This is a genomic window from Aestuariibius violaceus (assembly GCF_040779325.2).
Classification (GTDB): domain Bacteria; phylum Pseudomonadota; class Alphaproteobacteria; order Rhodobacterales; family Rhodobacteraceae; genus Aestuariibius; species Aestuariibius violaceus.
This window is the reverse complement of record NZ_JBFONT020000009.1, coordinates 98,549-110,359: the sequence shown is the minus strand read 5'-3', so window position 1 is coordinate 110,359 and position 11,811 is coordinate 98,549. Positions and strand designations below refer to the sequence as shown.

At 65.5% G+C, this 11,811-nt stretch carries 15 protein-coding genes; 1 reads left to right on the top strand and 14 read right to left on the bottom strand.

All coding sequences use genetic code 11. The features are described from left to right. The 14 genes from AADZ90_RS19380 to alr all read right to left on the bottom strand — a co-directional run. Positions 1-825 (bottom strand): LysM peptidoglycan-binding domain-containing protein (locus AADZ90_RS19380; protein ID WP_411997103.1); only part of this gene is annotated, 825 nt, incomplete at its 3' end. 59 nt (positions 826-884) lie between these two features. Further along, entirely contained in the window at positions 885-1,502 is a 618-nt protein-coding gene (locus tag AADZ90_RS19375) for a protein-L-isoaspartate(D-aspartate) O-methyltransferase (protein WP_367312407.1), read from the bottom strand. A 36-nt stretch (positions 1,503-1,538) separates the two neighbouring features. Beyond that, positions 1,539-2,324 carry a 5'/3'-nucleotidase SurE gene (surE, locus tag AADZ90_RS19370; protein ID WP_367312338.1) on the bottom strand — a complete coding sequence of 262 codons (786 nt, stop codon included), beginning with the start codon at positions 2,322-2,324 and terminating at the stop codon, positions 1,539-1,541. Between the two features lie 234 nt (positions 2,325-2,558). Next, the gene (locus tag AADZ90_RS19365) at positions 2,559-3,209 is read right to left on the bottom strand and encodes an SDR family NAD(P)-dependent oxidoreductase (RefSeq protein ID WP_367312339.1); all 651 of its coding nucleotides are present in this window, start codon (positions 3,207-3,209) and stop codon (positions 2,559-2,561) included. A 56-nt stretch (positions 3,210-3,265) separates the two neighbouring features. Further along, positions 3,266-3,406: a hypothetical protein gene (locus AADZ90_RS19360; RefSeq protein WP_367312340.1), complete on the bottom strand. Its 141-nt coding sequence runs from the start codon at positions 3,404-3,406 to the stop codon at positions 3,266-3,268. A 91-nt stretch (positions 3,407-3,497) separates the two neighbouring features. After that, positions 3,498-3,755, bottom strand: a complete 258-nt coding sequence (locus AADZ90_RS19355) for an amidophosphoribosyltransferase (protein ID WP_367312341.1) — start codon at positions 3,753-3,755, stop codon at positions 3,498-3,500. A gap of 228 nt (positions 3,756-3,983) precedes the next feature. Beyond that, on the bottom strand, positions 3,984-4,199 hold the full coding sequence (locus AADZ90_RS19350) for a hypothetical protein (protein WP_367312342.1): 216 nt from the start codon (positions 4,197-4,199) through the stop codon (positions 3,984-3,986). A 129-nt stretch (positions 4,200-4,328) separates the two neighbouring features. Beyond that, positions 4,329-4,487 (bottom strand): hypothetical protein, encoded by a 159-nt coding sequence (locus AADZ90_RS19345; RefSeq protein WP_367312343.1) that lies wholly within the window; start codon positions 4,485-4,487, stop codon positions 4,329-4,331. Between the two features lie 73 nt (positions 4,488-4,560). Then, positions 4,561-6,036 (bottom strand): amidophosphoribosyltransferase, encoded by a 1,476-nt coding sequence (purF, locus tag AADZ90_RS19340; RefSeq protein WP_367312344.1) that lies wholly within the window; start codon positions 6,034-6,036, stop codon positions 4,561-4,563. Positions 6,037-6,295: 259 nt separating this feature from the next. Further along, on the bottom strand, positions 6,296-6,919 hold the full coding sequence (locus AADZ90_RS19335; protein ID WP_367312345.1) for a CvpA family protein: 624 nt from the start codon (positions 6,917-6,919) through the stop codon (positions 6,296-6,298). 22 nt (positions 6,920-6,941) lie between these two features. Continuing rightward, positions 6,942-8,309, bottom strand: coding sequence for a DNA repair protein RadA (gene radA, locus AADZ90_RS19330; protein ID WP_367312346.1), 1,368 nt, complete (start codon positions 8,307-8,309; stop codon positions 6,942-6,944). A gap of 43 nt (positions 8,310-8,352) precedes the next feature. Then, positions 8,353-8,823 carry a paraquat-inducible protein A gene (locus AADZ90_RS19325; RefSeq protein ID WP_367312408.1) on the bottom strand — a complete coding sequence of 157 codons (471 nt, stop codon included), beginning with the start codon at positions 8,821-8,823 and terminating at the stop codon, positions 8,353-8,355. Between the two features lie 109 nt (positions 8,824-8,932). After that, entirely contained in the window at positions 8,933-9,679 is a 747-nt protein-coding gene (locus AADZ90_RS19320) for a DNA repair protein (protein WP_411997102.1), read from the bottom strand. A gap of 137 nt (positions 9,680-9,816) precedes the next feature. Next, positions 9,817-10,863, bottom strand: coding sequence for an alanine racemase (gene alr, locus AADZ90_RS19315; RefSeq protein WP_367312348.1), 1,047 nt, complete (start codon positions 10,861-10,863; stop codon positions 9,817-9,819). 18 nt (positions 10,864-10,881) lie between these two features. Between alr and AADZ90_RS19310 the strand changes: the two genes are divergently transcribed. Further along, positions 10,882-11,688, top strand: coding sequence for a sterol desaturase family protein (locus AADZ90_RS19310; RefSeq protein ID WP_367312349.1), 807 nt, complete (start codon positions 10,882-10,884; stop codon positions 11,686-11,688). Positions 11,689-11,811 lie beyond the last annotated feature (123 nt).

The following is an 11,811-nucleotide window of genomic DNA, read 5'->3' as shown; positions in this document are numbered from 1 at the left end:
AACGGAATCCCGCGAAATCCCACGAAGCCTTTTAACGGGGAACCGGGGGGGGGGGGAAAAAAGGGGGGGGGGCGGGGGCGGGGGGCCCAGACCCCCGGGGCCCCCCCGGGGGGGGGGGGGGGAGGGGCGGGGGGGGCCGGGGGGGGGGGAGCCTGTGCCGGGGGCCGTCGTCTCGGACGGGGCTTCGCGGGCGCCGACCGGGATCAGAAGGATCTGGCCTTCGCGGATGGCGAAATCGTTGCCGAGGGCGTTCCATTCGGCAAGGCTCTGGATCGGGACATTGTAGAGGCGCGAGATGGAGAAGGCCGTCTCACCCGACGCGACCCGGTGGCGGGTCGGCTGAAAGCCGGTCTGGGGCTGCGCCGCGGCAGGCGCGGGCGTATCGGGTGCGGCGCGGTCGATCGCGTCGCCCGCCAGTGTCGTGACGTCGACCGAGGGCGGCTGGATCGGGCCGGTGCCGATGGCGCCGGTCGAGGGCGAAGGTTCGGCGACGCGGGTGGGCAGGGCCACGACCTCTCCTGCCCGCAGGCGGTCGTTCGGGGCCAGGCCGTTGAAGCGGGCGACCTCGCGGGCATCGACGCGCAGGCGGCGCGAAAGCTCTTCCACCGTGTCGCCGCGCTGGGCGATGGCGACCTGATAGCCGGGATAGGAGATGACGCCGCGATTGTCGGGTTCGGGCCGGGGGGCCAGCGTCTGGACCGAGTTGGTCGTGTCGAAGCCGTTGCCGATGCTTCGGAGATCAAAATCCAGGGGTTCGTTGCAGGCTGTCAGCGCCAGAAGCGAAGCCGCGCAGCCGAGCATACGCATGGGGGAGAGTGCCGTCATGGGTCCGTCCGCCTCAATCTGTCCATTCGGGCCCGGTTTTCCGGGCTCCTGATACCGCTCTACTCTTGTCCCAGCCCTTCGATGAGCGGGACGAACCGGACGGGCAGCAGTTCCTCGTAATCCAGCCCGTCTTCGGTGCGGCGCACGCGAATGAGGCTCTGGACCGTGTCGGACTGTCCCACCGGCAGGACCATGATACCGCCAACGGCGAGTTGCGCCAAGAGCGGACCTGGGGGGTCTTCCGCGGCTGCCGTGACGAGAATCCGGTCGAAGGGGGCCTGTTCGGGCAGCCCGAAGCTGCCATCGCCGGAAATCGCCGTGATGTTGGTCAGATCCATCCCTTCGAAAAGCTTGCGGGCAGCGCGGACGAGCCGGGGATGGCGGTCGATCGTGTAGACGCGGCGGGCGAGCTGGCTGAGGATCGCGGCCTGATAGCCGGAGCCGGTCCCGATTTCGAGCACCTTGTGGCGCGGTTCGATCTCGAGCGCCTGGGTCATGAGGCCCACGATCGTCGGCTGACTGATCGTCTGGCCGCAGGCGATCGGCAGCGGCGTGTCGTCATAGGCGCGGTCCGAGAAGGTATCCGTGACGAACGGCGCGCGGTCGATCTTTTCCATGGCCGTCAGCACGCGCTTGTCGGTCACGCCGCGGGAGCGCAGCGTGTAGAGGAACTGCATCTTGCGGGTGGCGTCGTCGCTTGTCACCGCTGGTTCTCAGCCGAAGGCACGGGAGAAATCCTCCAGCGTGCGGGTGCAGGTGAGGTCGGCGCGCATCGGCGTGACCGAGATGTAGCCATCGAGATTGACGGCGACGTCGGTGCCGGGGGCGGAGGTGATGTTCTGCTGGCCGCCCTTGATCCAGAGGAACTTGCGCCCCGAGGGGGAGAGATGGGGTTCGAGGCCGAAGGAGATGCCGCGTCGGTAGCCCTGCGCCGCGGCCTTGAGGCCGAGGACATCGGCGGCGGGAACGGGCGGGAAGTTGACGTTGTAGAAGAGGCGATAGTCTTCCTGCTCCTCCGGGGTCGTGTCGAGAATGCGGCGGACCGTGTCGGCCCCGTGCTGGCGGGACGCCTCGAACGGGTCATCGAGGCGCGCGTTCTTCGGCCCGTAGAACTGGGAGAGCGCGATCGACGGGATGCCGTGGAGGGCGCCTTCCATCGCGCCGCCGAGAGTGCCGGAATAGAGTGCGTTCTCGCCCGAATTGTTGCCGCGATTGACGCCGGAGAGGACGAGATCGGGCTTGGCGTCCGCCATCACCTCGTAAAGGCCGGCAAGGACGCAATCGGCGGGGCTGCCTTCGGCGGCGTAGCGCCGTTCTGACATCTGGGACATCAGGAAAGGGTGGGTGTAGCTGATCTTGTGGGCGACACCCGATTGTTCGAAGGCGGGGGCGACGGTCCAGACCTCGCCGCTGTCGCCCGCGATGTCGGCCGCGATAGCCTCCAGCACCTTGAGGCCGGGGGCGTTGATGCCGTCGTCATTGGTCACAAGGATGCGCATGGGGTTTGTCTCGCCGCCAGGGGGTCGGAGAGGGGTTAGCCCAAGGGTGCGTGAGCGGCAAGATGAGGTTGAAAATCGGCAGGAATGCCGGGTGGAGGGTGGCGCTGTTGGTAGGCGTTCTGCGGTCAGAATTTTCTAGAAAATTCTGAAAGGGCAAATTCTTCTAGAAGAATTTGGCTTTAAAATCCTTCTAGAAGGATTTTTCACCTCCGGACTGTGAGGTCTCTAGCGCGTTCAATCCGCCAAACCGAGCGCGCCGACGATCCTTTGCGCCTCCTCCTGGCACGGTGTCAACGCCGTACGATCTTCGCCCGGGAAGAACCGGGCGCGGATGGCTGTGGGCATGGGGCGTGGTTCCACGATATCGATGTGGGGGCCGGTGCGGGCCGTCTCGGCCTGCCAGGAGCGGGCGAAGGCGATCTGGGCGGCTTTGGTCGCTCCGTAATGGGAGAAGAACTTCTCGCCCGCATGGGGGTCGTCGAAGAAGACTGCGCGCCCCGACTGGCCGAGGAGCGGGGCGACATAGGGGATCAGTCGCCCGGTTGCCGTGACGTTGACATCGATGCTTTTGGTGAGGTCCTTTTCGGCCGCATGGCTCGTGACCGAGAGGGGCGCTGCATGGGCGGCCGTATGAAGCCACAGGTCAAGCCCGCCCCAGCGGTCGTAGATGGACCGGCAGAGCTGCTGCATGGCTTCTGGCAGGGCGACGTCCATCGGAGCAAGCGTCGCCGCGCCGCCTTTGGCCTTGATGCGGTCGTCAAGCTCTTCCAGCGCGCCGGTGGTTCGGGCGACGGCGATGATGTGATAGCCGGGGGCCAGCGCCTCGGCCAGGGCGGCGCCGAGGCCGCGCGAGGCGCCGGTGATTAGGGCGGTGCGGTCGGTCATCGCGGCGGATTAGCCGCGGCGGGTTGTGGCGTCAATGACAGGCGGCGACACAGCGCTCAGGGCAGGCAGTTCGGCGGGCGCAGATCCTGCACGGCATCCTCCGGGCCGCATTGCTCGCCGGAGATCGGATACTGCTCTTCCGGTTGCGCGCAGGCGGCAAGCAGGACGATAAGGGCGAGAGACGCAAGGCGTGTCATGACGGGAACCTCCGCAACGTGATCTTTCCCGCAGAGTAGCGGTTCCCATCCGCAACTCTTTGATAGAACGCAATTCGCCAGCCCGTCTGCGTCATGGCCCGGGGGTCGTCAGTTCGACGGTGCGCCCATTGCGCTGAAGGATCACGCGGCCCGGTTCGATTGCGGCGACGATATCCTGACCGATGCGGTCGCCGCGGCGGACGGTGAAGGTGCGACCGCCCGGACGGCGCAGAAGCGCCTGCGGGCTGGCGGACCCGCCCGATGTGCCAAGCAGTGTCAGATCACGGCGGGAAATGCGGACAGATGTGGTGGCGCTCCGCGCAACCCTGGGAGGTGTCGTGGTTGTCAAAGTCAGTTGCTCCGACCGGGCGACTGTCTTCGAAATTGGAAGATATGCCCGGCTCATGAGGTGTGAGTGGAGCTTGTCGATGCCATGGCGGCGGGGGCTTGAAAAGTCCCGTGCCGCGACGTCGTTTCGGGGCGGCAGGACTACGCTCACCCCGATTGTTTTGGTGCTTAGATTGACGTCTGACCAAACGTTCTGAGGTGCTCGGACGGGCGAACCTGAAGACGGCTGTCAGGCTTGCGTCTGGGCTGGCCCGGTGGCGTTGTGACGGATATTGAACTCTGCCAGCGCTTTGACGCAGTCGCCTTGGGCACCGATGCGTGACCAAAGCTCCGCGCGGTGGTCCAAGGCCTTTTCAGGTTCGAAGGCCGTCTGGTTCGGTTTGTCCGCAAGAAAGCTTTCGATATTGGCTGTCACCCTATCGATCAGGTCGTAGCAGAAATCCATTGCGGTGGCGGATTGGTACCTCGCACCCGAAAGCCGGGGAATATCGGACTTGGAGGCATTGGCGATGCGCCTGTTCCGACGCTCGAAGAAAGATTGTGCGACCTGATCCCGGTTGCGTGTCAGGTGGACCTAAAGGGGAGCGGCACCGTCATGGCTGTCGAGCCTGCCGAGGAGCCAACTGAGGCGGTTGTCGACCTCGATCTGCCCTTTGGGGTAGTCGAAGCGGGCCGCGCCGGTCGGGTGGGATCGCGCCTCGCGCCCGGCGGTAAGTTCGGCATGTGTAGGCACGCCCGAGCCAGTGGCGTGGAGCCGCAGTGGCCGGTGCAGAGAACGAAGACGTTATTCATCGCGTGCGCTCCTGTTACTCGGCAGCTTTCAGTCGGAAGCCTTTCTCGATCATGTCGGCGGGTTCGACCGGGTATTCGCCGGAGAAGCAGGCGTCGCAATATTGCGGATGGTTCGGGTCGCGGCCCTTGGCTTCGCCCACGGCGCGGTAGAGGCCGTCAAGGGAGATGAAGCGCAGGGAATCGACGCCGAGGTGGTCGCGCATTTCGTCCTCGCTCATCGTCGCGGCAAGGAGTTTTTCGCGGTTCGGCGTGTCGACGCCGTAGAAGCAGGGCCAGGCGGTGGGGGGCGAGGCGATGCGGAAGTGCACCTCTTTCGCGCCGGCGTCGAGGATCATTTCCTTGATCTTCTGGCTGGTCGTGCCGCGCACGACGCTGTCGTCGACGAGGACGACGCGCTTGCCGCGGATCAGCGCCCGGTTGACGTTGAGCTTGAGGCGGACGCCCATGTTCCGGATCTGCTCGGTCGGTTCGATGAAGGTGCGGCCCATATACTGGTTGCGGATGATCCCCATGCCGTAGGGAATGCCGCTTTGGGCGGCGTAGCCGATGGCCGCGGGGGTGCCACTGTCGGGTACCGGGCAGACCAGGTCGGCCTCGACCGGGGCCTCCTTGGCCAGTTCCTTGCCGATCGCCTCGCGCGTCTCGTAGACGGAGCGGCCGCCGAGGATGCTGTCGGGCCGGCTGAAATAGACGTGTTCGAAGATACAGAAGCGCGGTCGCTTGGGCCGGAAGGGATGGTGGCTTTCGATGCCGGCCTTGGTGATCACGACCATTTCGCCCGGTTCGATTTCGCGGATGAATTCGGCGCCGATGATATCGAGCGCGCAGGTCTCGGACGACAGGACGTGACTGTCGCCGAGTTTACCGAGAACCAGCGGGCGCACGCCCAAGGGGTCGCGCACGCCGATGAGCTTGGTGCGCGTCATGGCGACAACCGAGAAGGCGCCTTCGACGCGGCGCAGGGCATCCTCCATCCGGGAGGGGATGTCGCGCTGGAGCGAGCGGGCCATCAGGTGGATGATGCATTCGCTGTCGGAGGACGACTGGAAGATCGAGCCGCGTTCGATCAGCTCGCGGCGCAGCGCGTCGGCATTGGTGATGTTGCCGTTATGGGCGATGGCCGCCCCGCCCATCGAAAACTCGCCGAAGAAGGGCTGGACATCGCGGATCGCGGTCTGCCCCTTCGATCCGGCGGTGGAGTAGCGGACATGGCCGATGGCGAGCGAACCCGGCAGCGCCTCCATCAGCGAGGCGGAGGTGAAGGTGTCGCGGACATAGCCGAAGCGGCGGGCGGACTGGAACCCCACTTGCGGGTCGTAGGAGACGATGCCGCCCGCCTCTTGCCCGCGATGCTGGAGGGCGTGGAGACCGAGGGCCACGAAATTCGCGGCATCCGAGGTGCCGATGATCCCAAAGACACCGCATTCTTCGCGGAGCTTGTCCTCGTCAAGGGGGTGGGCGTGCCAGCGCGGCGCGGTCTGGTCGGACATCAGGTGGGTCTGGTCCCGGTAAAGACTACGATGAATCGAGATAAGGGCTGCGGGCGCCGGTGTCACGGAAAACCGCGTCTGCGTGACGCAGCGTGGCGGTTTGGCCGCAGCTTTAGCCCGTCGTCATATGGATAACGGAGCGTTGGGCGATCAGACCAATGATCGGCTGGCAGCGATGCGGCTGCCTGAGCAGGCCGCGATCGCGCCAGTTCGGGTTGTCCGGAGGATTGCGGGGCCGCCATCGGCGGCCCGTCCAGGATCACTCGGTCGGCGTGGGCGTGGTGGTATCGGTTGGCGTGGGCGCGGTCGTGGGCGTGGTGACGCCGCTTTCCGGGCCGCAATCGCCGACAAGCTGCTGGTACTGCTCGGTGAACCAGCCGATGGCGGCCTCGGGATCCTGACCCTCGATCTGCTCGGTGACCTGGGCGAAGACCTGGGCCGAGCGGCTTTCGTCGACCATCTGGATTTCCTGGGCTGTCAGGACCGTTTCGTAGACGAAGAAGCCGATAGCGACGATCAGGACACCGCGCAGGACGCCGAAGATGAAGCCGAGGGCCTGGTCGACCGTGCCGAGCGCGGAGCGCTGAACGACCGACGAGAAGAGCGGCGTGAAGAGCGAGAAGACGACAAGCGCGATGGCGAAGACGCCTGCGAAGGCGATGATGATCGACAATTCGCAGCTGTCGCCGATAAAGTCGCTGACGATCGGGATCTGGGCAATCAGCGGGCGCACTTCGCCCGCGAAGAAGAAGGCAAGGATCGCCGCACCGATCCAGCCGGCAATCGCCATAGCCTCGCGCACGAAGCCGCGCGAATAGGCGAGGATGCCCGAGAGAAGTACGATGACGGCAACGCCTGCGTCGACGAGTGTGAAGCCTTCCATGGCCTGCCCTTTTTGTCCCCGGTCAGCCGCGGGTGGGTTCGCGGCTGCCAAATATCGCCTCCACGAAGTCTGAAACATCCGCCATCTGACGCATCTTCAGACCCGTCTGCACCGGTTTTTTCGTCTCCGGCGCGATCGCTGTGGAGAAACCAAGTTTCTGCGCTTCTTTCAACCGGTTTTCGGTTTGAGGGGCCGGGCGGAGGGCGCCGGATAGGCTGATTTCCCCCCAGATGACGTGGGTGGCGGGCAGCGCCGCATCCTCCCGCGCGGAGATCAGTGCGGCGGCCACGGCGAGGTCGGCGGCGGGTTCGGTGACCCGCATCCCGCCCGCCACGTTGAGGTAGACATCGAGCCCGGTGAAGGGCACCCCGGCGCGGGCTTCGAGCACCGCGAGGATCATGGCAAGCCGCGACCCGTCCCAGCCGACGACGGTGCGGCGGGGGTTTGCATGGGGGGAGGGGGCGACGAGCGCCTGGAACTCGCACAGGACGGGCCGGGTGCCTTCTATGCCTGCAAAAACGGCCGATCCTGGGGCGGGTGTTCCGCGGTGGGAGAGGAAGAGGGCGGAGGGGTTTTTGACCTCGGCAAGCCCTCGCCCCGTCATCTCGAACACGCCGATTTCGCTGGCCGGTCCGAAGCGGTTCTTGACCGACCGGAGGAGGCGGAACTGGTGGCCCCTGTCGCCCTCGAAATAGAGGACGGTATCGACCATGTGTTCGACCACCCGGGGGCCCGCGATCTGGCCGTCCTTGGTGACGTGGCCGACCAATATGACCGAAATGCCACGGGTCTTGGCAAAATTCGTCAGCTCATGCGCGGCGGCCCTGACCTGGGACACGGAACCGGGCGCAGCATCGAGCGTGTCGAGCCACATCGTTTGAATCGAATCGATCACGGCGAGTTGCGGGCGTTCCTGATCGAGGGTCGTCAGGATGTCCCGCAGGTTGGTTTCCGAGGCGAGCGCGACGGGGCTTTCGGTAAGGCCGAGCCGTTCGGCCCGCATCTGGACCTGGGCGGTGGCTTCCTCGCCCGAGATATAGAGGGTCTTGAGCCCGCCCCGGGCGAAGCGGGCCGCCGCCTGGAGGAGAAGGGTGGACTTGCCGATGCCGGGATCGCCGCCGAGGAGGGTCGCTGACGCCGCCGTCAGGCCGCCGCCGAGGACACGGTCGAGTTCCTCGACGCCCGAGATCGTGCGGGGCGGCGCTTCGGCCTTTGTCGCAAGGTCGGTGAGGGGGATGGCCTTACCGCGGCCTGAGAGCGCCTTGGGGCGCTCTGAGAGGGGCTGGGCCTCTTCGATGGTGTTCCAGGCGCCGCAGGTCTCGCATTGGCCGGACCATTTGGAATGGCTGGCGCCGCAGGCGGTGCAGCGGAAGGCGGTGTCTTTCGGCATGGGAGAGGTTTGGCGCGGCTGGGCGCCGCGCGCAATGGGGCTGTTACGGCAGGGACGGGGCTGCGTCGGTCGGTGTGCGGTCGCGCGCGATGTGGCGCGCGGTCAGGATCGAGATCGCGATGCTGGCGAGGATGCAGCTTGTGAAAAGGTAGAGGCCCCAGCCGGTTTCGACGCGGCCGACGCCGATGCCCTTGATCACCACGATGTAGAGCGCGATCAGGAAGATGTCGGCCATGGCGAGCTTGCCCAGCCAGGACAGGACCGGCAGCACCTTGCGGCGCATCAGGCCGAAATGGACCATCGCGAGGCCGATCGTCTTGAGATACGGCGCGAAGAGCGCGAAGGCGGTGACGATCAGCGCGAGGAAGACATCGGTCTGCCAGAGCGACTGGAGGCCCGAGACGACGCTGATTTCGCTCAGCCCGAAGAGCGGCAGAAGGCCGGCGCGCAAAAGCGGCGCGAACCAGGCGACGGGGAAAAGGATCAGGAGGGCGAGGTTTGCGATACGAAGGATTGTCACTGGCACTGTCCGGAACTGTCGATGGGATCTGCCTCATGTCGGAAATGAAAAAAGCGCCCGCAAGAGCGGGCGCTGAGTTCAGGCGACATATGTGGCAAATCGGCTATTCGGCAGGTTTCGCCATCCGCACGACATTGGTCTCGCTTCCGTCGCGGATGAGGCCGAGTTCTGGCAGGATCTCGTCCAGTTCGGCGGTGAGCCGTTCAAGTTGCGAGGCGACGACGCTTTCTTCGAGATGGATCTGGTCGCCCCAGCGGCGCAGTTCGCGGGCCGTCTGCTGAGCCTTGACGATCATCTCCTGCTGGCGCTCGATCTCTTCCTGGCGTTCGGCGAGGAAAGCTTTCGCGCGGGCGATCTTGTCATCGCTGTAGACCTCAGCCAGGTGACGCGAGGTCTGACCCATCTGGGCGGCAACCTCGATCACGTCGGCCTCGAGCTCCTGCAGGTCGGGATGGTCGCGCAGGAAGGCGATGCGTTCGCGGACGGCATCAAATTCGGAAGACAGCGTGAAGATCCCCGCACGGTCGGCGGCATGAACATGATGATAGGCGCGTGCCACGTCTTCCATTTTGAGCGCGAAATTGCGGTGGCTCGTCTCGAGCCGCATCGTACGCATTGCGCTGGGCACGAAAAACATGAGCCCCACCAGCAGTGCGGTGACTGTGATCTGCAAATACATCCCGCCAGCGGGAATGATCGTGTCACCGAAGGCTAGCGGTGCCACCAGCCAAGGCGCCGCGCCCATCGACGCAGCGATCGTATAGGTTAGAGCTGCCAGGGCGATTGCCGCCAGTACGAATAGAGCGATCGCTTGCAGCCAGGCAGTCGCCGAGCGTGCCATTAAATCCATTGGTCAAGAACTCCTTCACCCCCACCGGTCTGAAGTTGAAAAATTGCCACTTCAGAACGGGAATACCCAACACACGGGATTCGTTCCCATTTTTTGACCGCTCGATAATTTCTTCTTAACACATTTCGGTCTGCGGATCAGGTAAGAGATTCCCGCCTTGTTTCGCGGCGGTAGCGGGGGCCGAGGGAGGTGAGGATTTCATAGCCGATGGTGCCTGCCGCCTTGGCCAGCGCGTCGATGCCCTGGTGGGGGCCAATGATCGTTAGGGTTTCGGGCGGTTCCTCGAGGTCGGTCACATCGACGGTGAGGAGGTCCATTGAGACGCGCCCGGCCAGCGGGCACGGGGTTTCGCCGTGCCAAAGTGTCGCGCCGTTCGAGAGCGCGCGGATCAGCCCGTCGGCATAACCGGCCGAGAGGGTGGCGATGACGCTGGGCCGTTCCGCCGTCCAAGCGGCGCCGTAGCCGACGGTTTCGCCGGGGGTGAGATCGCGGATCTGGATGACGGGGAGGTCGAGTTGCACCACGGGTTGGGCATCCGTGTAGGGCGCGCCGCCGTAGAGGCCGATGCCGGGGCGGGTGAGGTCGAAGTGGTACTCGGCCCCGAGGAGGATGCCGCCGGTCGCGGCGAGGGAGCGGCGGGTGGCGACGCCCTCGACCATTTGCAGGAAGGTGTGCAGTTGGGCCTTGTTTTGCGGGTGGTCGGGTTCGTCGGCGCAGGCGAGGTGGCTGATGGCAAGCCGCGCGGCTTCGGGCGGGATGATCTGGCGGATCGCGGCCCAGTCTGCAGGCTCGATCCCGAGGCGATTCATCCCGGTGTCGAATTGCAGGCCGAACGGGTGGGTCGGCAGCGCCTCGAGGTGGCGGACGACCTGTTCGAGCGAGTTGAGCAGCGGGATGAGGTTCAGGGTTTCGATCAGCCCGGCGTCGGCCTCCATATGGCCCGAGAAAACGTAGATTTCGGGTCCCGGTCCGAGGGCCTGACGGACGGCAGCGCCCTCTTCGGCCTGGGCCACGAAGAAGGTGCGGGCGCCGGCTGAGGCCAGCGCAGGGGCGGCGAGGTCGATGCCTAGCCCGTAGGCGTCGGCTTTGACCACGGCCCCGGTCTCGCAGGTCGTCATCGCGTCGAGGTGCCGCCAATTCTCGGCAATCGCCGCAGGATCTATCGTGAGCAGTCCGGTTCCCATGGGGCAGGGAAGTGATGGATGCGCGCGTGCGGGTCAACCGCCCAGGTCATTCTGGCGGGGGTCGTCAGCTGCGTGCTAGGCTGCTTTCCGGGAGGAGAGATCATGGAGCGGATCCGGTTGATGCTGGCGCATCCGAGCATCCTCGTCATGGCGGCGGCGGTGCCCTTGGGTATTGGTCTGGCGGCGGGCGGGCCGGCCTGGGTCTGGCTGTTCGTGCCGTTGGGCGTGCTGGCGCAGATGGGCAACGAATACGCGCTGCACCGCTTCGTCTTTCACCTGCCGCCGCCGCGCCGGCAATGGGCGTTCGATCTGCTCTATCAGGCGCATTACGGGCACCATGATTTTCCGACGAACCGGAAGCTGTTCTTCGCGCCGATCTGGGTGACGGTGCCGGTTCTGGTGGGGAATTTTGTTTTGCTTTTCGGGGTGTTGGCGACGCTTGGGGTGGTGTATGCTTTGCCGATCGCGGCTGCGGTCGTGCTGATCGGCGGGACGGCGACATTCCTGGGCTACGAATGGTTTCACATGACCGCCCATCTGGACGTGCCCAAGATGCGGGCCGAGCGGCATGTGACGCGGCTGCACAACCAGCACCATTTCCGCGACTTCTCGAAATGGTTCCACGTCACGCCGGGCGGGGCCATCGTGGACCGGGTGATGGGGACGGCCATCGACCGGGAGAGCCTGAAGGCGCAGCAGCGGATCGAGTTCATCCGGACGCTGGGTCTGCGGCCCGACGATCCACGCCTGATCGCCGCGCGGGAGCGGTTTGCGCCGCGCTATGGGCTGTCGGAGGACGAGGTGCTCAGGGCGGCACGCGGCTAATGCGGAGAGATGAGGGCATCGCCCGACCTGGAGGGCGTTCCGACGCTCCTGCCGCGTCCCGCATTGCCAGAGGTTCAGGCGTTAGGCTGCTTGAGACGTTGCAAAATCGCCCTCCTGGGGGAG